15 protein-coding genes are annotated in these 22,629 nt (G+C 72.4%); 8 read left to right on the top strand and 7 right to left on the bottom strand.

The features are described from left to right. Nucleotides 1–44 precede the first annotated feature (44 nt). The 3 genes from ENSA5_RS08015 to ENSA5_RS08005 all read left to right on the top strand — a co-directional run bounded on the left by ENSA5_RS08015 (nucleotide 45) and on the right by ENSA5_RS08005 (nucleotide 5,757). Nucleotides 45–1,520 carry a serine/threonine-protein kinase gene (locus ENSA5_RS08015; protein ID WP_106391043.1) on the top strand — a complete coding sequence of 492 codons (1,476 nt, stop codon included), beginning with the start codon at nucleotides 45–47 and terminating at the stop codon, nucleotides 1,518–1,520. Between the two features lie 40 nt (nucleotides 1,521–1,560). Further along, a complete protein-coding gene (locus ENSA5_RS08010) occupies nucleotides 1,561–3,141 on the top strand; it encodes an FMN-binding glutamate synthase family protein (RefSeq protein WP_106391042.1) in 1,581 nt (526 codons plus the stop codon). A 444-nt stretch (nucleotides 3,142–3,585) separates the two neighbouring features. Further along, nucleotides 3,586–5,757: a hypothetical protein gene (locus ENSA5_RS08005; RefSeq protein WP_106391041.1), complete on the top strand. Its 2,172-nt coding sequence runs from the start codon at nucleotides 3,586–3,588 to the stop codon at nucleotides 5,755–5,757. Nucleotides 5,758–5,860: 103 nt separating this feature from the next. Here ENSA5_RS08005 and ENSA5_RS08000 read toward each other — a convergent pair whose 3' ends face one another. Next, nucleotides 5,861–6,817: a glycosyltransferase gene (locus tag ENSA5_RS08000; RefSeq protein ID WP_181197499.1), complete on the bottom strand. Its 957-nt coding sequence runs from the start codon at nucleotides 6,815–6,817 to the stop codon at nucleotides 5,861–5,863. A gap of 79 nt (nucleotides 6,818–6,896) precedes the next feature. Here ENSA5_RS08000 and ENSA5_RS07995 point away from each other — a divergent pair, with 79 nt between their 5' ends. The 3 genes from ENSA5_RS07995 to ENSA5_RS39550 are packed head-to-tail and all read left to right on the top strand — an operon-like array spanning nucleotide 6,897 to nucleotide 11,740. Next, on the top strand, nucleotides 6,897–8,858 hold the full coding sequence (locus ENSA5_RS07995) for a hypothetical protein (RefSeq protein WP_106391039.1): 1,962 nt from the start codon (nucleotides 6,897–6,899) through the stop codon (nucleotides 8,856–8,858). A 45-nt stretch (nucleotides 8,859–8,903) separates the two neighbouring features. Next, the gene (locus tag ENSA5_RS37230; protein WP_181197498.1) at nucleotides 8,904–10,037 is read left to right on the top strand and encodes a hypothetical protein; all 1,134 of its coding nucleotides are present in this window, start codon (nucleotides 8,904–8,906) and stop codon (nucleotides 10,035–10,037) included. Continuing rightward, nucleotides 10,022–11,740, top strand: a complete 1,719-nt coding sequence (locus ENSA5_RS39550; RefSeq protein ID WP_106391038.1) for a DUF5685 family protein — start codon at nucleotides 10,022–10,024, stop codon at nucleotides 11,738–11,740. The genes ENSA5_RS37230 and ENSA5_RS39550 overlap by 16 nt, the downstream gene beginning before the upstream one ends. Before the next feature lie 479 nt (nucleotides 11,741–12,219). Here the strand turns inward: ENSA5_RS39550 and ENSA5_RS07980 are convergent, their stop codons facing one another. The 3 genes from ENSA5_RS07980 to ENSA5_RS07970 form a co-directional block, all read right to left on the bottom strand. Then, nucleotides 12,220–12,543, bottom strand: a complete 324-nt coding sequence (locus ENSA5_RS07980; RefSeq protein WP_106391037.1) for a TerB family tellurite resistance protein — start codon at nucleotides 12,541–12,543, stop codon at nucleotides 12,220–12,222. 54 nt (nucleotides 12,544–12,597) lie between these two features. After that, complete coding sequence (locus ENSA5_RS07975; protein WP_106391036.1) at nucleotides 12,598–13,671, bottom strand: AAA family ATPase; 1,074 nt, start codon at nucleotides 13,669–13,671, stop codon at nucleotides 12,598–12,600. Between the two features lie 213 nt (nucleotides 13,672–13,884). Then, nucleotides 13,885–15,138, bottom strand: a complete 1,254-nt coding sequence (locus ENSA5_RS07970; RefSeq protein ID WP_258182785.1) for a NupC/NupG family nucleoside CNT transporter — start codon at nucleotides 15,136–15,138, stop codon at nucleotides 13,885–13,887. A gap of 149 nt (nucleotides 15,139–15,287) precedes the next feature. Between ENSA5_RS07970 and ENSA5_RS07965 the strand changes: the two genes are divergently transcribed. After that, nucleotides 15,288–17,675 (top strand): serine/threonine-protein kinase, encoded by a 2,388-nt coding sequence (locus ENSA5_RS07965; protein WP_106391035.1) that lies wholly within the window; start codon nucleotides 15,288–15,290, stop codon nucleotides 17,673–17,675. 49 nt (nucleotides 17,676–17,724) lie between these two features. Here ENSA5_RS07965 and pstB read toward each other — a convergent pair whose 3' ends face one another. From pstB to ENSA5_RS07950, 3 genes are read right to left on the bottom strand one after another with little or no spacing between them, the layout of a single operon-like run. Then, nucleotides 17,725–18,495, bottom strand: coding sequence for a phosphate ABC transporter ATP-binding protein PstB (pstB, locus tag ENSA5_RS07960; protein WP_106391034.1), 771 nt, complete (start codon nucleotides 18,493–18,495; stop codon nucleotides 17,725–17,727). Next, nucleotides 18,492–19,322 carry a PstA family ABC transporter permease gene (locus ENSA5_RS07955; RefSeq protein WP_106391033.1) on the bottom strand — a complete coding sequence of 277 codons (831 nt, stop codon included), beginning with the start codon at nucleotides 19,320–19,322 and terminating at the stop codon, nucleotides 18,492–18,494. Before ENSA5_RS07955 ends, pstB begins: the two co-directional genes overlap by 4 nt. Then, a complete protein-coding gene (locus ENSA5_RS07950; RefSeq protein ID WP_181197497.1) occupies nucleotides 19,309–19,995 on the bottom strand; it encodes a PstC family ABC transporter permease in 687 nt (228 codons plus the stop codon). Before ENSA5_RS07950 ends, ENSA5_RS07955 begins: the two co-directional genes overlap by 14 nt. Nucleotides 19,996–20,268: 273 nt before the next feature. Between ENSA5_RS07950 and ENSA5_RS07945 the strand changes: the two genes are divergently transcribed. Beyond that, nucleotides 20,269–22,590 (top strand): serine/threonine-protein kinase, encoded by a 2,322-nt coding sequence (locus ENSA5_RS07945; RefSeq protein ID WP_146155453.1) that lies wholly within the window; start codon nucleotides 20,269–20,271, stop codon nucleotides 22,588–22,590. Nucleotides 22,591–22,629 lie beyond the last annotated feature (39 nt).

Raw genomic sequence — 22,629 nt, 5'->3', positions numbered from 1 at the left:
GGCGGCGAGATCCGACGCTGGGGGTCCAGTACTAGACTCCCGCGATGGCGGGAGACTCTCCCCACCCGGGCCACGACACGTCGACGCAGGTCGACGCGGAGCCCGAAGAGCCGGACGACGGGTCGCCCTCGCGGCCCGACTGGCTGACGCGCGGCCAGACGATCGGCCGCTACCGGGTGATCGAGTGCCTCGGCGTCGGCGGCATGGGGGTGATCTACTCGGCTTGGGATCCGGAGCTCGATCGCAAGCTGGCCATCAAGATCGTCCGCGGACGCGACGGGAGCCTGGGCTCGCCCCGGGGCCGCGCTCGGCTGCTGCGCGAGGGCCAGGCCCTCGCCCGGCTCCGCCACCCCAACGTCATCTCGGTCCACGACGTCGGGACTCACGAGGGGCGGGTGTTCGTGGCCATGGAGTTCATCGAGGGCCAAACCCTGCACCAGTGGCTGCAGCGAAGCCCCCGACCGCCGACCGCCGAGCTCGTCGACGTGTTCTTGCAGATCGGCCGGGGGCTGGCCGCGGCCCACCGAGCCGGGCTCGTGCACCGTGACGTCAAGCCCGAGAACGTGATGATCGGCGAGGACGACCGGGTGATGGTGCTCGACTTCGGCATCGCGCGCGAGGGCTACATCAGCCAGGACGACCTCGACGACGACCTCGACGACGGCTTCGAGGACGACCTCGACGAGGACGACCCGGCAGGCGGCGCGCCTGCGCTGACGGACCAGCCGACCCGGGTCGAGAGCGCGTCCGGCCTGCTCGAGCCCGGCGTCCCCCCCCGCGAGCTCCTCGACGACCACACCCCGCTCGCCGAGCTGACCCGGCTCGGCGCGGTCGTGGGGACCCCAGCCTACATGTCGCCCGAGCAGCACCGCGGGCGGCCGGTCGATGTCCGCGGGGACCAGTTCTCCTACTGCGTGGCCATGTGGGAGGCGCTCAACGGCGAGAAGCCCTACGGTGAGGGCAGCCGCGAGAAGCTGCTCGCGCGCATGCGCCTCGGTCAGCTCAAGCCCTTTCGCAAGCGCGACGTCCCCCGCCGCGTCGTCAGGGCCCTGCGCCGCGGCCTCGCCTGGAACCCGGCTCAGCGCCACCCGAGCATGGAGGCCCTGCTCGAGGCCCTCAACCCCCGGGGCCGCGCGGCCGAGCAGCGCCTGTGGTTTGGGCTCGCGCTCGGCTCGCTCGCGGGCGCGGTCATCGGCGTCGCGGCCACGGTCATGAGCCTCGGGCCGTCGCCGTCGCCCGAGCCCGAGCGGCCCGCCAGCCCCGACGAGCTCGGCGTCGAGCTCGCTAAGCCCTGGACCCACGGCCCCGCGGCACCCCGCGAGGCGGTCGTCCGCGTCGAGCTAGCGAGCGCGCTCGAGGCCCGCGGCGACTTCGAGGCCGCGCTCGTCGAATATGAGCGCGCGCTCGCGTTGTTCGAGCAGGCCCACGGGCAGGGGCGCCGCAGCGCAGAGATCCGCGCACGCATCAGCGAGCTGGTGGCGCGAGGGCGACGAGGCCCCGAGCCCGGGGCCCGGAAATGACCTTGCATCGCCCCGAGAAAGCCGGGAGCATCGCTCTCGCATGTCGGCACGGGCTTGGTTTGGGGTCGTCTCGATCGTCGTGCTTGGCACCATCGGCGCGCTCGCGCTGTGGTGGCCGCCGAGCTTGATCGCCTACTTCTTCGCGGGCCCGCTGGTCCTGGTCGGCGTCTACGACCTGTTCCAGACCAAGCACGCGATCCTCCGCAACTTCCCGCTCATCGGCCACGGCCGCTACCTGTTCGAGACGATCCGCCCGGAGATCAACCAGTACTTCATCGAGTCGAACACCGACGGCATGCCCTTCGACCGCGAGCAGCGCTCGGTCGTCTACCAGCGGGCCAAGAACGTCAACGACACGACCCCCTTCGGGACTCAGCTCGACGTCTACCTCCCGGGCTACGAGTGGCTCGATCACTCGCTCGAGGCCGCGAGCCCGACCAAGGAGGACGCGCGCCTGACGATCGGGGCCAAGCACTGCTCCCAGCCCTACTCGTCGTCAATCCTCAACATCTCGGCGATGAGCTACGGCTCGCTCTCGCGCAACGCGATCGAGGCCCTCAACCGCGGGGCCGCGCGCGGCGAGTTCGCCCACAACACCGGCGAGGGCGGGATCAGCAGCTACCACCTCACGGGCGGGGGTGATCTCATCTGGCAGATCGGCACGGGCTACTTTGGCTGTCGGTCCAAAGCTGGCGGGTTCGACGAGGCCGCGTTCACCCAGCGCGCCAAGCTGGCCGAGGTCAAGATGATCGAGATCAAGCTCAGCCAGGGCGCCAAGCCGGGCCACGGCGGGATCCTGCCCGCCGCCAAGCTGACCCGAGAGATCGCCGAGATCCGCGGCGTGCCCCTGGGCCAGGACGTGCTCTCGCCCCCCTGCCACTCCACCTTCAACAGCCCCAAGACGCTGCTGACCTTCGTCGCCCGGCTCCGCGAGCTGTCCGAGGGCAAGCCCGTCGGCTTCAAGCTGTGTCTGGGCAAGCGCAGCGAGTTCCTCGGCATCTGCAAGGCGATGCTCGAGACCGGGATCGAGCCCGACTTCATCACGGTCGACGGGGCCGAGGGCGGGACCGGGGCCGCGCCGCTCGAGTTCTCCAACCGCATGGGTATGCCGCTGACCGAGGCCCTGGTCTTCGTCCACAACGCCCTGCTCGGGGTCGGTCTGCGCGACGACATCACCGTGATCTGCAGCGGCAAGGTCCTCAGCGCGTTCGACATCGCCCGGGCCCTCGCGATCGGGGCGGACGCCTGCTACAGCGCCCGGGCCATGCTGTTCGCGCTCGGCTGCATTCAGGCCCGACGCTGCAACCACAACGACTGCCCGACCGGCGTCGCGACGCAAAAGCCTCACCTCGTCCGCGGCCTCGACATCGAGGACAAGGCCGAGCGCGTCTTCAACTACCACCACAACACGATCCACGCGTTCTTGGAGCTGCTCGGCGCGGCCGGGTTCTCGGATCCCAGCGAGCTCGCGCCGCACCACATCCACCGGCGCCTCGACTATCAGCGCTCTCGCCACTACGGGCAGCTGTTCAACTACCTCGAGCGCGACGAGCTGCTCGGTGACGCGCGCAGGCCCGAGTGGGACGAGCTGTGGACGGCGGCCCACGCCGAGCGCTTCTGATCTCGGCCAGGGCCCTGGCTGTGATGGCGTGGGCCCATGACGGCGGCGCGGTGCAGACCGACGCGAAGCACTCGAGCCTCAGGCCGGCTGGCGACTCAACCGCGGCCCGAGCCTGCTTTCCTCGGTCGAGCTTGCGACCGTAGGGAGGCGGCGAGATAGCGGCGAGATAGCGGCCACACTCCGAATGAAGGTCACGACAAAAGCGCTGGAACTGTGACGCGAGCAGCACCGCGTACGCGTGGTTGATCTCCTGCGTCGTGTGACGCCTGCCCGCTCCCAGCCCGCCTACTGAGCGGTGAGCCGCCACGAGTTGGTCGAGAGCCGCAGCTCCATCTGAGCTCCATCTGAGCTCCATCGCCGACGTGCTACCGAAGACATGCGCGGGAGACTCTACCATTGCGCTCGGCCTGAGGCGTTCTCAGCAGCCTGCTAGAGTCGGAGCTGATGGCTGGACGCGACGAGCGACTGACGCCGGCGACCCGCAACTACGTGATCTTCGGGTTGCTGCTGGTCGTCGCCCTCGCGCTCGCGGCTCGCGACCGCTACGGCCCCCACCGCGGCCGCGGCGAGGCCGACAGCGCCCTGCGCCTGATGGTCGTCGGCGGCTCGACAGGGGCGGCCAGCGGCCTCGGCGAGGTCGACGGGTTCTCGGTCCTGCAGCTCGACCCCGACGAGGCGATCGCCCTCGGCCGCGAGCTCATCGGCGACGACGCGCCGGCCTACGCGGCCGCCCTCGCCTACGCGGATCAGCGCGGCTACGGCTTCGTGGCCCTCGCGCTCGGGCCCGACGATCCCGAGGCCCCGAGCTGGGAGCTCGACCTCGACGACCCGGGCATCGAGGCCCTGCCGCCGGCGTCGGTCCCCTTCGTGGTCTTCAGCGTCGGTGACCTCGCCCCCGAGGGCCCGCGGATGCGCTGGGTCGAGCTGGCGCCGGTCGCCTACGAGGCCCCGCTCGCCGAGCTCGACAGCGTCCGCCTCGCGCTCTACGAGCACCCGGATCTGCAGGCGCTGTGGGACCGCGAGCTCGCGGCGCTGCAGCTGCAGGCCCGCGAGGTCCTCGATGAGCGCGGGCTGTTCGAGCGCCGTGAGACCCTGATCGCCGACCAGCAGCGCTGGCGCGAGCTCAGCGAGCTGTGGCCCGCGCCCGGGGTCATCCCCGGCAGCCTCGCGGGACCCTGGGAGCAGGTCCAGGCCGCGCCCGTGACCGGCGGTGTGCTCGTCCAGGCTCGGGCCGCGCGGGTCGCCGTCAGCGTCTATCGACGCCCGCGCCTCGAGCTCGACGCCGCGACCTCGCTGTGGTTCGTGCCGCTCGCGGCCCTGCGCGACGACGAGCCCGACGAGCGCCTCGCGCGTCAGCGCTGTCGGGGCCTGCCCGACACCCTCAGCGGCGAGCTCTCGGTCGCCCCCGACGGGGCCTCCTTGGTCCTGCGCCCGTCCTCGTCGAGCCCCGCGCAGGTGTTCGCGCTCGACGAGGAGGCCGCGCGCGCGGGCGAGTGCGTGGCTCGGCCCGCGAGCACCCTGCCCCTAGCAGCCCGGGGTGCAATCCCTCGCGCCGCCTCGCTTGGCCTCTTCGCCGAGGGCTTTGTCGCCAAAACTTGCAGTACGCCCGGTACAGCGGCGTTTTGGCTTCGCGCCCTCGGCGAAGATTCCGGCGCGAGGCGACACGATGCATTGCACCCCGGGCTGCTAGGTGAGCGCGCGCTCGGGCGGCCCAACGCCGCCGGGCGCATGGCCTGGAACTACGACGACGACTGGCTCCACTGGTTCGACCTCGACGCGCAGCACCGGGCCCAGGTGTTTGGTGTCGACCAGTTCTCGGGGCCGTGGTGGGTCGACCGCGAGCTGCTCGCGATGATCGCCGAGCGCCCGCTCGGACCGCCCGACTACGGCAGCGAGCGCGTCCTCGTCTTGCTCGATACCCGCGAGTTCAAAGGCCCGTCCGGTCAGGGCGAGCCCCCCCGCGTCGAGCTCGACGCCGCGGCGCTGTTCGTGGGCTCCCCCGACCCGGCCGAGCTCGACGAGCTCGCGCTCCTCGATCTGCGCCCGGCGGGCGACGACGCGCTCCTGCTCCTGACCGAGGGCTGCCCCGAGAGCGCCGCGCGAGACCCCCGCCCCTGCCTCCACCGCTTGCGCAGCACCACGCCCCTGGCCGAGCTGACCCGCACGCTCGCCGCCGCGGACCCTGCCACAACAGCTCCGCGGGCAGCTCCGGCCACGCCCGAGGGCGAGCGCCCCTACGCGGTCGAGACCCTCGGCCCGATCGGGCCCTACCTCGCGCTTGCGATCGCCGGCGGGGGCGGCCGCGCGCTGTGGACCGCGGCGAGCGAAGGCGGCGAGGCCCAGCTCATGAGCGCCGAGCTGTGCGGGCCCGGCTGCTTCGTCCCGCGCCGAGTCGACGACGACGCGCTGTCCGACTCGGTCCCGCGGCTCAGCGCCGACGGGAGCATCGCGCTCAGCGAGGTCTCGCTCGAGCTCGACGAGCTCGGGACCATCTCGGTCGCGCGGGCCTTCGTGCTCCCGACCCGAGCGGCCTCCCCTTCACCGCGCCCGCCCGAGTCACCGCGCCCGCCCGAGGACGCCCCGCCTCAGCCGGGGTCTCAAACCGACGATCCCTGAGCGACGACGGGGACCCTCGCCGCCGGCCCCCGCTCCACGGCCGACAGCCCCGCGCTCGCCTGCCTACCCGCCGAGCGAGCGGCGTTGCCGACGCCTGCGGGGCTCAGCTGTCTTTGCTCGGGAGCAGCGGCAGCGCCAGGGCCGAGAACAGCTGACGGTCGGCGTGGGCGCGGACGTAGTCGGGGTCGATCCGGGGCACGATCTTCTTGGTCCGGACCGAGGCGTACCAGTGCACGACCAGCGTGTCGGGGCTCAGGACCTCGTCGAGCGCCGGCAGCGAGCGGCGCTCGCGGAACCAGTGATGGCTGATCTCGGGCCCGAGCGGGTAAAAGTAGCGCGGCGGCAGCACGCGCAGATCGGGCTCGCGCTGATCCTCGATCGTGTCTTGCAGCAGCACCGTGCCCAAGGCGAAGCGGACGAGCTGGCGGTCCTCGGGCACGGCGATCATGTTGTCGAGCAGGCGGCGCACGAAGGGGTGGCCAGGCTCGGCGCCGACGACGGCGTTGTTGGCGGCCGCGGGGTACAGCGCCTCGATCGAGCGAAAGTAGCGCCAGCCTCGCGGCAGGCGGCGGTTGAGCTCGCGGACGCCCGCCCGCGCGAGGCTGAGCGCGTGGACCGACAGCCCCTTGGTCCGCCGAACCGAGGCCGACCAGATCAGCCGCTCCTCGCCGCAAAAGGCCCCGCACTCGCGCCTGAGCGGGTCGAGGGAGCGCACCGTGATCGTGTCGAGGTCGAGGTACACGCCGCCCTCGGCCATCAAGATCACGGCGCGCAAGACGTTCGCCCGGGCCGCCGGGGCGTCGAGCTTGGCGTAGATCGCCGCGAGCTCCGGGCCCCCTGCCCCGATCGCACGGATCAGCGCGCTCGCGTCGATCCGCCGGGCGACAAAGCCCGGCAAGGCCTCGAGCTCCGCCCACTCCGGGGTCGACGAGAGGTCGTCGCTGCAATGCAGCACGACCCGCTCGAACCCGCCACGCAGCGCCGCCGAACGGATCGACAGGGCGTGGGCCCACGGCAAGCGCGGGCCAAACCAGATGAAGTGCGCGCTCGGGGGGATCACAGGCTCCGCATGGTATTCCCCCCACGAAGCGCAGCAAGCGTGGACGAGGGCGAGGCGTGCGTGCAAGAGTCATCATGCCATGATCGCCCCCGAGGACTCCCTCGTCGTCCCGGCCAGGGCCTCGCCGCTTCGGGCGATCGTCGCGCTCGTCGCCTTCGCCGCCGTCGCGGCGGCGGGGTGGTGGATGCTCGGCCGCAGCAAGGGCCAGCCCGAGGACCCCGCGCGGGTCCTGATCGTCGGCCCGACCCCGGAGCTCGCGGACTTCCTCGAGCGCGAGGGCTTCGACGTCGATCAGCTCAGCGTCGGTGAGGCGATCGGCGAGGGCCAGTCCTTCGACACGAGCCTCGACGAGCTCGCGGCGATCGTCGAGTACGCCGATCAGCGCGGCTTCGGCTACGTCGCGCTCAACATGGCCCACGGCGAGCAGTACGACTTCTCGACCGTCGGCTACGAGGCCGAGGCCCCGCCGCCGGGGACGACCTTCGCGGTCATGAGCGTCGGCGACCTCGGCCAGCACCTGAGCTACGGCGGCGTGGTCCCGGACGTGACCCACACCAAGCCAGCCGGCGAGCGGGTCGGGCTGCTGCTCGCGCTCTTTGGTCAGGAGCAGATCGCCAAGGCGCGCACGCGCGAGGCCGACAACGACCTGATGATCCGCTTTGGCTCGGCCGGGACGGTCGCGGACGTCGTCGAGATCGAACAGGGCCAGGAGACCATGCGCCGCCAGATCGCGGCCTGGGCTGCGCTCGCCGAGCGCGAGCGCGGCGAGCCCAAGCCGAGCGAGCTCGCCCGCGCCTACGAGACCCTCCGCGCCTGGCCCCTGGCCAACGGCGCGCTGCTCCTGGCCAGCGGGCGCGGAGCCTGGCACAGCGAGGACGGCCGCGAGACCGCGTGGCGCAGCGAGAAGCTCGAGGCCGAGCTCACGGTCGTGACCCTCGACGAGCTCGGGCCCGATCAGCGCCAGCCCTGCGCGACGCTGCCCGAGACCCTCTCGCTCGACGGCGGCTTCGCCGTGGCCCCGGCCGGAGACGCGCTGCTGATCCCCAGCGATCGCTGGGTCGCGGATCTGTGGGTCCTGTCGGGCGAGGGCTGCAGCTTCGAGAAGCGCGACCCGATCCGCCGCCTCGACGGTGGCGAGCTCGGGCTGCCGCGCGCGAGCGGGCGCACGGCCGCGAGCCTCGGCGGCCGGCTGATGTGGGCCGACGCCAAGATGCGAGCCTATCGCCAGGTCCGCATCGAGGGCGTCGAGCTCCGCCACCAGGAGCTGCGCTGGACCGGTGAAGACAGCGTCGTGGTCCCCGCGGGCCTCGACTTCGTCGACGCGGCCACGGCCCGAGCCCGGCGCGTGGCCGAGGCGAGCGCGAGCGAGGCTCCTTCGCCGCCCGACCCCGCGACCTTGCCGAGCAGGCGCGAGGCCCTGGTCTTCGTCGTGCTCCCGCCGCCGGAGCAAGTCGACGAGCTGCGGGTCGCGGTCGTGCCCGTCGACGCGCTGGCCCCCGACGCGGGCGAGCCCTCGACCCTCGCGATCCGCGACGCCTTCCCGCTCCCGGCCGCGAGCGCAGCGGGGCTGGCGGTCGTCGCCCTCGTCGACACCCCGGCCGGTTCACGCCTGATCCAGGCCACGGTCCCCCACCCTGGGGCTGGCGGGGCCGAGCTGTGGCGCAACGCCCTCGCCGACGACTACGAGCTCGCGAGCGCGGCGAGCTCGGCCCAGGCGGCGATCGAGACCAAGGTCCTGGCGACCGATCTGCCCCACGAGGCTCACGATCTGGCGATCTCCCCGACCGGCAGCCACGCGGCCTGGGCCGCGCCCTTTGGCGAGGCGCCGGGCGACGAGCCCCTCGCCAACTTCGAGATCGTGGTCTTGCCGCTCGGGGTCGAAGCTGCCGCGCCCAAGCGGCTGACCGACAACGATCGCAGCGACCTCCGCCCGCGCTTCGCCGGGCGAGACGGCGGCGTGATCGTGTTCGACAGCGCCTACGCGGGCGCCGAGCCCCTGCCCGAGCTCGAGGCTGTGCGCGCGATCGTGGTGCCACGCTGATCCGATCCCCTTCGGAGCCCCCGCTTCGGTACCCTCGAAGGCGTGGTGACCGCCCCGACCGACCTCGATCGCAGCCTGCTCGACATCGCGGCCCTGCACCTGCCCCCGCTCGCTCCGCTGCTCCGCGCGGCCGACCCGGCCGGGACCGTCAGCCCGCGCAGCCGGATGCTCTGCGCCGGGCTCGCCTGCCTCGCGCGGGCCTGCTACGCGGCGCTCGGCGGTCAGCGCCACAGCGAGGCCGTCGGCGAGGCCGCGGCGATGCTCTCGCTCCTGACCAAGATCGACGATCAGGTCATCGACGCGATCGACTTCCACGGCGGGCCGCTGGCGATCGAGCGCGAGCCGGGCCCCCTCGATCGCCGGACCCGGGCCTACCTCGCGCCGACGCTGGCGTCGATCCGCAGCGCCTCGCCGGCCAACGCCGAGCCCCGCTGTGAGCTCGCGGCGACCCTCGGTCAGCGCCTCCGGGCCCTGGCCGGCGCGCGCGAGCGCCTCGCCCACGTGATCGACACGATCGCGTTCGGCTGGGAGGTCCAGGTTCGCGCCGTGCGGCTGCTGTCCAGCGATCCGACCCGGGTCGATCCGCGCGCGGTCGAGGCCGTGACCGCCGACATCAGCGGCGCCTGGCTGCTGATGGTCACGATGATCGGCGAGCTGCCCGAGGACGCGCGTCGGCCCCTGCGCGCGCACGAGCTCGCCGCGTTCTACGACTGGGGCCTGCACATCCAGACCGCCGACGCGCTCGCCGACCTCCACAAGGACACGGCCGACGGCCTCGTCGCCAGTCGGCCGGGCGTGCTCCTGGCCCAGGGCGCGCCCGAGCTGTGGCGCTTCGCGCTGGGCCAGGGCCGGCTCGCGCCGCTGTATCGCGGCGTCAGCGAGGCGAAGATCGACCTCGACACCCTGCCCGCCGCCGATGAGGTCGACCGCCTCGGCGAGGCCCTCGCCGACCTCGGCCAGGTCCCGATCTGGCTGCGCTGGATCCACGGCTTCCTGACCTGGCGCTGGCTCGTCCACCCGCTGTGTCCCCGCGAGCTCGACGAGGCTCAGCTCGCCGCGCTGTTCCCCGATCGCCTCGGGCGCGCGCTCGGGCGCGGCTGGGCCGGGGGCTGGGCCCGCTGGCAAGGCGCGATGAACCGCGCGCAGCGCTCGGAGGCGGGCCAGTGTTCGGCACCCTAAAGCCCACCCGCGCCGCCTTGCGCTGCCCCGAGCGCGGCGAGTGGCAGCGCTTTTACTGCGGGACCTGCCAGGGCATCGGCGATCAGTTCGGCCTGCCCTACCGCGGGCTCCTGAGCCACGACGCGGTGTTCCTCGGCCTGCTCGTCGACGGCCTCCAGCTCGAGGCCGCGGCGCCCGATCGGACCCGCTGCCCGATGGTCCCGGTCGTCCACCGCCCCACGGTCAGCCCCGACTCCGTCGCGATGCGCTACGCCGCCGCCGTCCAGGTCCTGCTCGCCGATCAGTGGCTGGCCGACCGGGCGATCGACGGCCGCAGCTTCGCGCGCCTCGCCCGGCCGCTGCTGCGCGAGCCCGCCGATCGAGCCCGCGGGACCCTCGACGCGCTGGGCTCGGACCTCGCCGAGCTGATCGGCTTCGAGCACCACCAGGCCGCCCTGGAGGTCCGCGGCGAGACCGGCCCGGCCGAGGCCGCCGAGCCAAGCGCCGCCGCGCTCGAGCTGGTCTTCGCCCGGATCGCCGCCCTGCCCGGCTCGGTCCCCGAGCTCGCCGAGCTCCCCGAGGGGGGTGAGCTCCCCGAGGGGGCCGAGCTCCCCGAGGGCGGACCGCGGATCCCGGCGCTCGCTCGCTGCGTCGGCCCGGCGCGGGGCCACCTCGCCCGCCTCGGTCGCGCCGTCGGTCGGGTCATCTACCTCGTCGACGCGCTCGAGGACCTCGATCAGGATCTGCGCGCGGGCGACTTCAACCCCTGCCTGATCCACGACTACCGCGGGCGCCCGCAGATCGACCGCGGCCGGGTCCGAGAGGCGAGCGCCATGCTCGAGCGCGCCCGCGACGAGCTCGCCACGGCCCTCGCTGCCCTGCCCCTTCGCCGCCACCGCGCGGTCCTCTTCAACATCCTCGTCACCCAGCTCGGGACCCGGGCGACGCTGGCGATCGCCCGGGCCGAGCGAGCCCTGCGCGAACACAGCGAGCGCCGTCGGGTGCTCGCGCGGCTCGGCGAAGCCAGCGGCGCGCTCCGCTTCGCCCAGGCCCTCGTCGCCCTGTCCATCGCCCTGTTCACCAGCGCGTGGTCCCGGGTCGCGCGCGCGGCCACCGAGACCGGCGGGGGCGAGAGCGAGAGCGGAGCCGACACCGGCACCGGCACCGACACGGGCACCGACACCGGCACCGACACCGGAGGCGAGACAGGCGAGCTGCCGTCGACGCCCGATCTGCCCGACGGGACCGGGACCGAGACCGGCGGCCCCGAGGACGGAGGCTCCGCCCTCGGCTGCGACTGCATCGGAGATCTGATCCAGTCGCTGTGCGGCGGGCTCGGAGACGCCTGTGGCGACTGCGGTGAGTCCTTCGGAGCTTGCGGCGGCTGCGTCGACGGCTGCGCGAGCTGGTGCTCGGGATGCGGCCAGGACTGCGGGGCCGGCTGCTCGGACTGCAGCGAGTGCGGCCAGGTGTGTTCGGGCTGCAGCGACTGTGGCGACGCGTGCTCCGGCTGCGGGAGCTGCACCGACGCGTGCTCGGGCTGCGGCGACTGTGGCAGCGCGTGCTCCGGCTGCGGCGACTGCGGCAGCGCGTGCTCCGGCTGTGGCGACTGTGGCAGCGGATGCTCGGGCTGCGGCAACTGTGGCAGCGGATGCTCGGGCTGCGGCAACTGTGGGTCCGGCTGCGGCAACTGTGGTGGGGGCGGCGGCGGCTGCAATTGCTGACGGCTGCGGGGCCCACCAGGGCGCGGGCCTCCATCGCGTCGGGGGGGCCGCGAGACCGTTTCCGTAATTTCAAAACCAAAACGCGCTCGCGCCGAGTGGGAGGCGGTAATTTCGAAACCAAAACGCGCTCGCGCCGGGTGGGGAGCGGTAATTTCGAAACCAAAACGCGCTCGCGCCGGGTGGGGAGCGGTAATTTCGAAACCAAAACGCGCTCGCGCCGGGTGGCCCCGCGCGCTCGGCGAGCCAAAATCGGCTCGGCCGCGCCCTCCAGCGCAGCCGCTCCAAACCAAATCTGGCTCCTCACGAGCCAGCCAGCGCCCAATATCGACCAAATCTGGCCCCCCCTGGGAGCGCTCGAGCGCCGCGACGACGGGCGCCGGCCGGTCGCGGAGATCTCGGCGTCTGCGGTTCAGCGCTCGAGCGCTGCTGTGGGCGTCCTCAGGCGCGGCTGACACCCAAGCCGCGGCGGCCGACGACCCTCAGACCAGCAGCTGCTCGAACAGCGCGAGGGTCTCGGCCTCTTTGGGATCGATCCGCTCGTCGGCCGCGACCAGGCGCCTGACCGCGTCGAGGAACAGCTCGCGGTGCTCGCGCGGGACGTCGGTCGGATCGACCTCCTCGGGCGGCGGCGGGTGGCGCAGCCAGCCTTCGACCTGCGCGCGCGCGTCCTCGAGCTCGAGGTGCTCGATCATCTTGCCCACGAAGTCCCGCTCTTGCGCCTGGACCTCGAGGTCGGCCCAGGCGAACGAGCACACGAACTTCATCAGGCGCAGGCGATCCTCGCGAGGGAGCGAAGCAGGCATGGAGCGACCCTACCTGAATTCGCCCCGCCGGGGGGTCTGAATTGGGCCGGGCCCTCAGACCCGGGTTCGGACGGTGTTGTGGCTGGGGGCGCTCATGACCCCGTCTGCCAGATCCAGCCACCGCAACCCCCGGGGCAGCCGCTCGGCGGCCGCGACATAGTCGGGGTGGTCGACGAGCGTGGACACGCGGGTGCCCTCGCGGGCGTTGCGGGTCACGAGGGTGACCTCCTGGGGGTCGAGCTCGGCGACGACCAGGGGGCTGCGCGTGGTCATCAGGACCTGGCAGGGGTTCTCGGCGTCGACGGTCAGCTCGCGCAGGAGCTCGAGCACGACCGGCACGAGCGCGGGGCTGAGCCCGGCCTCGGGCTCTTCGACCAGCAACAAGTGCGGGCGGTCGGAGTAGCGCAGCGACTCCCAGGCGAGCAGGCGCAGCAGCCCAGCGCCGACGTGCTTGGCGGGGATCCGCTGGCCGTCGAGGCTGCGCACGAAGATGTTCTTGGTCACCTGCGAGACGGTCGTGACCTCGACGCCGCCGACCCACGGAAAGTAGCCGCGGATCCGCTTGGTGATCTGATCGAAGGCGTCGTCGCCCCGGGCCATGATCCGATCGTAGACCCCGGCGAGGCCGTGGCCCTCCTCCTCGAGCATGACCGGGACATAGTCAGTGAGCAGCGGGCTGTCGCGGTGCAGCGCGCTGTTTTGGAGGTGGATGAAGCGGCACGAGAGGCGCTCGCGGATCTGGCGGGCGAACTCGGCGACCTGCTGGGGCTCGTCGGACGCCCAGCGAAAGTCCGGCGTCACGTGGCGGTAGCCCAGCCACTCGCCCTGCATCGACTCGCGGACGTAGGTCTCGAGGGTCTGTGAGCGCGGCGCGAAGCCGACGTTGAAGCCGAGGCTGCCAGAGAACTCGACCGTCAGCGTCATCGTGTCCCGGGCCTTGGCCGGGATCAGCGGCGGCGCCTCGTCGCGGTAGTCCTCGACCCGAGTGAAGCGCGAGAGCGCCTCGATGGCCTTGAGGATCGTGGACTTGCCGACGTCGCTGGGGCCAACGAAGGCATGCAGCGGCGTCGGCTTGAGCTCGACGTGCCGGACGCAGCCGTAGTTCTCGATCTCGAGGCGTTTGATCAAGTTAAACTCCCGCTCGAAGTGTCGCCGGTTCCAGCCGCCCCGTCTAGCAGCCCGTGGTGCAATCCCTCGCGCCGCCTCGCTTGGCCTCTTCGCCGAGGGCTTTGTCGCCAAAACTTGCAGTACGCCCGGTACAGCGGCGTTTTGGCTTCGCGCCCTCGGCGAACATTCCGGCGCGAGGCGACACGAGGCATTGCACCACGGGCTGCTAGACCGTCACCCGGCCAGGAGCGCGCCGGCCACACAGGCCGTCATGAAGTTGGCCAAGGTTGCGGCGACCAGGGCCCGGACCCCGAGCTGGGCGATGTCACGCCGACGGCTCGGGGCCAGCGCCCCGAGACCGCCGATCTGGATGCCGATGCTCGAGACGTTGGCGAATCCACACACGGCGAAGGTCGCGATCTGGTGCGAGCGCGGGCTGATCGAGGCGGACACCGAGGCCAGCTCCATGTACGCGACGAGCTCGTTGACGACGGTCCGCGTCCCGAGCACCGAACCAACGGTCAGGCACTCCGACCAGGGCACGCCCATCAAGAAGGCGACCGGGGCCATGATCACGCCGAGCACGCCCTGGAGGGTCACGGGCCCGTGCAAGAACGAAAACTCCCAGTAGGGGATCAGCCCCAGCCCGGCGTTGACCAGCGCGACCAGGGCGATGAAGGCGATCAGCATCGCGCCGACGTTGACCGCGAGCTTGAGCCCGTCGGTCGTGCCCGTGGCCGCGGCCAGCAAGAGGTTGGAGTCCTCGTCCTTGGGCAGCTCGAACTTGCTCTGGCCGAGGGTCTCGGGCTCGGCGTCCTCGGGCATCATGAGCTTGGCCGTGACCACGCAAGCCGGGGCCGTCATCGCCACGGCCGCGAGCAGGTACTTCATGTCGACCTTGCCGATCATGACGTAGGCCGCCAGGATCGCGCCCGAGACCGTGGCCATGCCGCTGACCATGACCAAGAACAGCTCGCTGCGGGTCAGACGGTCGAGGAAGGGCCGGATCGTCAGCGGGGCCTCGGTCTGGCCCATGAACACCGCGGCCCCGACCGAGAGCGACTCGGCCCCGCTCGTGCCCATGGTCTTGACCATGAGCTTGGCCATGAGCCCGACGATCAGCTGCATCACGCCGAGGTGGTAGAGAATCGCGAACAGCGCGGCGACGAACACGATCGTCGGCAGGATCTGAAACGCGAACACGACCCCGAGCCCGCTCTCGCCCCCGCCCTGCACGCCGAGATCGCCGAACACGAAGGCCGAGCCCTCGTAGGACTGCGCGAGGATCCCCGTCACGAAGTTGGCGACGGTCTCGAGCACGACCTTGCCCGCCGGGACCCAAAGCAGCAGCGCCGCGAAGGCCCACTGGAGTCCGACGCCCCAGATCACGACCTTGAGGTCGACCTTCTTGCGGTCGGCCGACAGCGCGTAGGCGATCGCGAGCATGGTCAGGGCGCCAAAGATCGGGACGATGCGCGAGAGAGGCAAAGCCCGGCCATGCTACGGGATTGGATCCCCGGATGGGGCCGGAGAACGCGACCACTCGCGCAAAACTCGCACTGCCCGGCCGCGACTCTGTACCAATGACCAGTTCGACTGCGGTCATGAACAGCCCCCCCATCTGCTAGGGTCGGCCCATGGCCCAGACCGAGGGCGACGACCCCACGATCGCCGTGCGCACCGGGATCGCCGTCGGTGACGTGTTCGCTGGCCGCTACGAGATCCAAAAGCTGCTCGGCCGCGGCGGCATGGGCTCCGTGTTTCGCGTCCACGACCGCGAGGTCGCGGAGGTCATCGCGCTCAAGCTGCTCGACGCGACGATGGCCACGCCCGAGGCGATCGAGCGCTTCCGCCGGGAGGTGCGCCTCGCTCGGCGGGTCACCCACCGCAACGCGGCCCGGACCTACGACCTCGGCGAGCACCAGACCTGGCGCTTCTTGACGATGGAGTACGTCGACGGCGAGAGCCTCCGCACGCACATCGCGCGCGCTCGGCCGAGCGGCGCGCGGGCGGTCGAGTTCGCCATCCAGATCGCCAGGGGCCTCGCGGCCGCCCACGAGGCCGGGGTCGTCCACCGCGATCTCAAGCCGGCCAACGTCCTGGTCGAGCGCAGCGGCCGGATCGTGATCACCGACTTCGGCATCGCCCGCGCCCTCCAGGGCAGCGACGCGACCCTCCAGACCGGCGGCCTGCTCGGGACCCCGGCCTACATGGCGCCCGAGCAGATCTCCGGCGCCCGGGTCGAGGCCCCCGCCGACCTCTACGCCCTCGGGCTGATCCTCTACGAGATGCTCACGGGTCGCCTGCCCTTCTCCGGCGGCTCGCCGATGGCCGTCGCCCTCGCGCGCCTCCACCAGCCGCTGCCCGAGCTCGCGTCCGACCCCAACATCCCGCCGCGGCTCGCCGAGCTCCTCCAGCGCTGCCTGGCCAGGGAGGTCGAGCAGCGGCTGCACAGCGCCGCCGAGCTCGCCGAGCTGCTGGGCGCGATCTCGGCCGAGCTCGGGGCCGACAGCGGCACCTTGAGCATGCCGACCGCCTCGTTCACGAAAGGGACGCGCTCGCCGAGCGGCCCGGGGGTGGCCGCGACCCCGACCCCGTCGAGCGCCCGCGCCCTCGCGGTCTTGCCCTTTCGCTACCGCGGCCCCGAGTCCGAGAGCTACGTGGCCGAGACCCTCAGCGACGAGCTGATCGACGTGCTCTCGACCATGCGCGGGCTGCGGGTCTCGGGCAGCGGCGCGACGGCCCGCTTCGCCGACGCGGGCGATCGCGACCCGCGGACGATCGGCGCCGAGCTCGGCGTCGACGTGATCGTCGACGGCACCGTGCAGCTGGCCGGCAAGCGCGTGCGGATCTCGGCCCGGCTGCTCGACGTCGGCAGCGGCTTTCAGCTGTGGAGCGAGCGCTACGACGGCGCGCTCGAGGACGTGTTCGAGCTCCAAGACAAGATGGGTCGGCGCATCGCCGAGGCCCTGCGCCTCAAGCTCGAAGACATCGCCCACCGCGGCGAGGCCCCGCTCGAGGCGATCGAGTCCTACCTCCGGGCCCGCCAGCTCGCCCGGACCTGGGACTGGAAGGGCCCGCACGGGGCCGCGGCGCTCTACGAGCGCTGCCTCGCCCTCGCGCCCGAGTTCAAGCCCGCGCTCGCCGGGCACGCGATCGCCTGCCTCCGCGCGTGGTTCTTGCCGAGCTGGAACCCCGACGAGCCCGACTGGGAGGCGCGCGCCTGCGAGGCGGTTCAGACCGCGCTCGCCGGGGCCCCCGAGCTCGCCGAGACCCACCTCGCCGCGGCCATTCACTCGGTTCAGCACGGCGAGTACAAGCCCGCCGCCGAGTCCCTGCGCCAGGCCCTGCGCATCGCCCCGACCTACGCCGCGGCCCACGAGTACCTCGGTCGCCTCCAGATCGAGGCCGGGCGGCCCGAGCAGGGCGTCGCCCACCTCGAGCTCGCCGTCGAGCTCGATCCCGGCCTCGTCTACGCCCTGCCCGACATCGCCCGCCACCACGCCCTGCGCGACGACATCGACAGCTACGACCGCCAGATCGCGCGCTTCGTCGAGGCGACCGGCCGCGACACCGACCTCCCGACCACGATACTCGAGATTCGCGTCGCCGCCTGGTACGGCGCCAAAGACCGCATCGCCCGGGTCCGCGAGCGCATCACCGACAACCTGCCCGAGACCGACTCGCTGGTGTCCTTCGCCAAGACCATGACGGCCGCGCACGCGAGCATCGACGAGCTGCGCGCGATCTTCCAAAAGGTGTTCGACGCCGCCAGCAATCCCCGCTTCGCCGCGCTCTTGCGCCAGCTCGGGGCCGAGGCCGCGATGTTCCACGGCCACGAAGATCTGGCCATGGACTACATCCAGGAGGCCTCCGACGGGGTCCTCCTCGACCTCGACTGGCTCGAGTACTGCCCGCTGCTCGGGCCGCTGCGCGAGCGCGCGCAGTTCGAGGCCGCTCGCGCCCTCGTCCGCGGCCGCGCCGAGGCCGTGTGGGCCGCCCCCCGGGTCGACAAGGCCCGCTAACCCCCCCCGAAGCCCAGACAAGCCTTGCAAGAGGCTGCCCGGGCTCGCGCTAGCCGAATTTGCCCGTGATGTAGTCCTCGGTTCGCTTGTCGAGCGGGGCCGTGAAGATCGTGTCGGTGTCGGCGTACTCGATCAGCTCGCCGTCCAAGAAGAACGCCGCCCGCTCGGACACCCGCGCGGCCTGCTGCATGTTGTGAGTCACGATCACGACGGTGTAGCGCTCGCGCAGCTCGTGGAGGAGGTCCTCGATCTTGGCGCTGGCGACCGGATCGAGCGCCGAGCAGGGCTCGTCCATGAGCACGATCTCGGGCTCGAGCGCCAGGGTCCGGGCGATGCACAGGCGCTGCTGTTGGCCGCTCGACAAGCTGGTCCCGGGGGCCCCGAGGCGGTCACGAAGGTCGGTCCACAGCGCGGCCTGACGCAGCGCCGCCTCGACGATCTCGTCGCCGCGGGCGCGGCTGGGCCGGCCATGGTTGAGGATCAGCCCGGCGAGCACGTTGTCGCGGATCGACATGGCCGGGAACGGGTTCGGCTCCCGAAAGACCATCCCGATCCGCCGACGCAGGGCGACGGGGTCGACCTCGGGGCCCTGAATCTCAACGCCGTCGACGAGGATCTTGCCGGACATTCGGGCCCCGCGGGTCATCTCGTGGAGGCGGTTGATGCAGCGGATGAAGGTCGACTTGCCGCAGCCCGAAGGACCGATGATCGCCGTGACGCCGCGGGCGTCGATGTCGATGTCGATGTCGCGCAGGACCGGCCTGGCCCCGAACCACGCGGACAGGCCGCGCGTGCGGATCTTGGCCTCGGCCTCGCTCACGCCTCGGCCTCGCGCGGCCCCGTCGAGCGCCCCCGGATGACGAGCGCGAGGCCATGGAGCCCGAGACACACGACCATCAGTACGAAGCTCCCGGCCGCCGCGTTGCCGCCCGCCCCCTCCCGAGCCGGGCCCGCGATCCAGCTGAAGATGCGGACGGGCAGGACCGCGAGGGGGTCGGCGGCCTCGGGCGCGACGCGGGCTGCGGCGAAGCCTCCGAGCACGAGCAGCGGCGCCGCCGACCCCAGCGCCCGCGCGACCGCCAGGATCGTCCCGCTGACGATGCCCGGGATCGCCATCGGCAAGACGACGTGGCGGACGATCTGCCAGCGGGTCCCGCCGAGGGCCAGCCCCGCCTCGCGCTGACTCGCAGACACCCCGCGCAGGGCCTCGCGCGAGGCGACGAAGATCATCGGCGAGACCAGCAGCGCGATCGTGAGCGCCCCGGCCAGCAGCCCGCGGCCGGAGCTCAGCGCCCGCGCGAACAGCTCGAGCCCGAGCAGGCCATAGATGACCGAGGGGACGCCTGCGAGGACCGCGACCTTGGCGTCGAGGAGCTCGGCCCAGGTCGCGCGGGCGCCATACTGCTCGAGCCCGATCGCCGCGCCGACCCCGAGCGGGACGGCGAGCCCGGCGCTCAGCAACCCGAGGTAGACGCTGTCGCGCAACGCCCCCCCGACCGCGGCCAAGACCTCGGCGTCGAGCTGTGTGAAGCCGACGAGCGCGACGCTCACGAGCAAGCTCGACAAGACCGCGATCGGCACGAGCACCGCGGCCGCGCACAGCCAGCGCAACGCCCGGTCGCTGGCCGACAATTTACGCCCGCTCATGGCCCCCCTCGGCCCGCGCGCGCGGGACCATTCGCTGGGCGACGAGGTTGAGCGCGACGGTCAGCACGAACAAGCTCGCGCCGAGCGCGAAGATCGTCGAGCGGACGGCCGCGTCCGTGGGCGGCGTCTGGACGATGTACGCGGTCATGGTCTGGACCGGGCCGCGCGGATCGAGGCCCGACGAGGAGCCCTGCCCCGCCGCGACCGCAGCGATCGCCACGATCATCGTCTCGCCGATCGCCCGGGAGCTTGCGAGCAAGATCGACGCGCCGACCCCCGAGGCGGCCGCGGGCAGCACGATCTTCACGATCGTCCGCGCCTCGCCAACGCCGAGCGCCCACGCCCCCTCGCGCAGGCCGAGGGGCACGGCCTCGATCGCCCGACAGCTCAGCGAGGCGATCATCGGGACAATCATGACACCGATCACCACGCCCGGGCTCAGCGCGTTGAAGCTGGACAGCCCGGGTACCGCGCGCTGCAACATCGGTGTCAGGAACACCAGCGCAACGTAGCCGAGCACCACGGTCGGGACGCCGCCGAGCAGCTCGAAGGTTGGATCGATCACCCGGCGCAGCTCGGCCGTGGCGAACTCGGCCAGGTAGATCGCAGCGAGCAGCCCGAGCGGGACGGCCACAGCCAGCGCGATGGCCGTGGTCAGAGCGGTACCGAGCACCAATGATCCAAAGCCCAAGCCCGGCGAGGACGCCGAAGACAGGCCCGCATCGCAGCCGACCAGGACCCACGCGAGCGCCACCAGAGTCGGCGCCCAGGCAGCGCGCAGCGAGCTCCTCGGGCGCCGGCCCGAGGCTTGGAGTGCACGCTGGCGGGGAGTTGGCATGGGGGACGCTCGCGCAGATGGTACGTGGACCCGCGGTCGAATGCGCGCGTTTCGTTGGCTTCGATCGTCGACCGCGCGAGCCCGCGACGCCTCTGGTAGTTTGTCGTGGTGGCCAAGCTACAGGCCGAAGACGATGAGACCCAGCGCTCGACCCCGCTGGTCGAGATCGGACAGCGCTTCGCGGACCGCTACATGCCCGAAGCGCTCCTCGGACGCGGCGGCATGGGTGCGGTCTATCGGGTCCGCGATCTCGATCTCGACGAGGTCGTCGCGCTCAAGCTGCTCGAAGTACCCGACACGACATCAGATGCCATCGAGCGCTTTCGCCGTGAGGTCCGGCTCGCGCGCCGCGTGACCCATCGCAACACCGCCCGGACCTACGACCTCGGCGAGCACCGGGGCTTTCGCTTCTTGACCATGGAGTTCGTCGCGGGCGAGAGCCTGCGCGAGCTTCAGTCCAAGCGGCGGATCGAGCTGGGCAAGATCCTCGACATCGCCCGACAGATCGCCGAGGGCCTCGCCGCGGCCCACGCCGCGCAGGTCGTGCACCGCGACCTCAAGCCGGCCAACGTGCTCGTCGAGCCCGGCGGGCGAGCGGTGATCACCGACTTCGGCATCGCCCGCGGGGTCCAGGGCTCGGACGCCACGCTCCAGACCCACGGGACCCTGGGCACGCCGGCCTACATGGCGCCCGAGCAGCTCGCGGGTGAGCGCGTGAGCGCGGCCAGCGACGTCTACTCGCTCGGGCTCATCGTCCACGAGCTCCTGACCGGCGAGCTGCCCTTCAAGCGGGCCACGACCATGGAGACCGCGCTCGCGCGCCTCCACGCGACGCCGCCGGATCTCTCGACCAGCCACGACCTCGAGCCGGGGCTCGCCGCCCTCGTCGGCCTGATGCTCTCGCGCGAGATCGCCGAGCGACCCGGCGCCGCCGACGTCGCCGTGGCGATCGCCGAGCAGCAGGCCGAGCTCGAGGCCCTGCGCGCGAGCGAGGGCTCGCTCTCCAGCCCCACGCCGATCCGGAGGCTGGCCCTGGCGGTCCTGCCCTTCTTGCACCGCGGCTCGTCGGCGACCGCGTACATCGGCGAGGCCCTCGGCGACGAGCTCATCGATCTGCTGGCCATGACCAAGGGGCTGCGGGTGTCCGGCAGCGGCGCCACCGCGCGCTACGCCGAGCGCCGCGATCGAGACCCTCGCGCGATCGGGCGCGAGCTCGGCGTCGAGGCCCTCGTCGACGGCACCGTCCACGTCGCCGGCGAGCGCGTGCGCATCTCGGCCCGCCTGCTCGACGGCGAGACCGGCTTTCAGCGCTGGAGCGGGCGCTTCGAGGGCGCGCTCAGTGACGTGTTCGAGCTCCAAGACAAGATGGGCAAGCGGATCGCCGAGGCCCTGCGGATGGAGGTCGAGCAGTCGGTCCACCGCGGCGACGCCACGCCCGAGGCCGTCGAGCACTACCTGCGCGCGCGCCAGCTCGCGCGGGTCTGGGCGTTCAAGGGGCCCGACGGCGCCGTCGCGCGCCTCCAGCAGTGCCTGGCCCTGGCCCCGAGCTTCAAGCCGGCGATGGCCGCCTACGCCGACGCCTGCCTCCGGGCGTGGTTCCTGCCCCGCGAGCCCGACGAGCCCGACGAGCCCGACTACCGCGCGATGGCCGAGGCCGCGGTCGAGGCCGCGCTCGGGTGGGCGCCGGAGCTGGCCGAGACCCACCTCGCCAGCGCCCGCTGGAGCACCCAGGCCGGCGACTACCGCGGCGCGGCGCAGTCCCTGCAGCTCGCGCTGTCGATCGCCCCGACCTACGCGGCCGCCCACGCGTACATCGGCCAGCTCCAGGTCGAGGGCGGCCGCCCGCGCGAGGGCCTCGACCACCTCGAGCTCGGTCTCGAGCTCGATCCGAGCCACCTCTTTTGCCTGCCCGCGATCGCCCGCTACCACGCGCTGCGCGACGATCTCGACAGCTTTGATCGGGTGATCGCCCGCTTCTACGCGAACGAGCACCGCCCGACCGACGTCCCCGTGCGCACCCTCGAGCTCCGCGTCGGCGCGTGGAAGGGCGAGCGCGCGCGGATCGACGCCGCCGCGGCCGAGCTGCCCAAGCTCTTGCCGCCGGGCTCGCCGCTCCACGAGTTCCACGCGCTGCTGTGGCTCGAGGAGGTCGCGGCCGACGCCCTCGTCGCGCGAGTCGAGCGCATGCTGCCGACCGTGCCCAACCCCCACTTTCGCGGATCGATGCTGCAGATCGCCTGTGAGGCCGCGATGATCCACGCCTACCCCGAGCTCGCGCTGCGCTGGCTCGCCCTCGCTGGCGAGGGCCCGCTCGCCGATCTCGACTGGCTCGAGCACTGCGCCGTACTCGCGCCGCTGCGCTCGGAGCCGCTGTATCGCCAGAACCTCGCGACGGCGCGCGCCCGCGCCGAAGCGATCTGGTGGAGGTGAGGGGCACGGCCGGTCCCTCGCCCCTCACCTCCACCAGAT

Origin of the sequence: Enhygromyxa salina, from assembly GCF_002994615.1 — a bacterium.
In the GTDB taxonomy this organism is placed as follows: Bacteria; Myxococcota_A; Polyangia; order Nannocystales; family Nannocystaceae; genus Plesiocystis; species Plesiocystis salina_A.
Note: the sequence above shows the minus strand (reverse complement) of the source record. Positions and strands in the feature narration are given on the sequence as shown.

What these genes read in the sequence shown, in the direction of transcription:
- ENSA5_RS07995 (WP_106391039.1), top strand. Translation starts at nt 6,897, where the DNA reads ATGATCGCCCCCGAGGACTCCCTCGTCGTCCCGGCCAGGGCCTCGCCG.
- ENSA5_RS08005 (WP_106391041.1), top strand. Translation starts at nt 3,586, where the DNA reads ATGGCTGGACGCGACGAGCGACTGACGCCGGCGACCCGCAACTACGTG.
- ENSA5_RS08015 (WP_106391043.1), top strand. Translation starts at nt 45, where the DNA reads ATGGCGGGAGACTCTCCCCACCCGGGCCACGACACGTCGACGCAGGTC.
- ENSA5_RS07965 (WP_106391035.1), top strand. Translation starts at nt 15,288, where the DNA reads ATGGCCCAGACCGAGGGCGACGACCCCACGATCGCCGTGCGCACCGGG.
- ENSA5_RS07980 (WP_106391037.1), bottom strand. Translation starts at nt 12,543, where the DNA reads ATGCCTGCTTCGCTCCCTCGCGAGGATCGCCTGCGCCTGATGAAGTTC.
- ENSA5_RS07955 (WP_106391033.1), bottom strand. Translation starts at nt 19,322, where the DNA reads ATGAGCGGGCGTAAATTGTCGGCCAGCGACCGGGCGTTGCGCTGGCTG.
- ENSA5_RS08010 (WP_106391042.1), top strand. Translation starts at nt 1,561, where the DNA reads ATGTCGGCACGGGCTTGGTTTGGGGTCGTCTCGATCGTCGTGCTTGGC.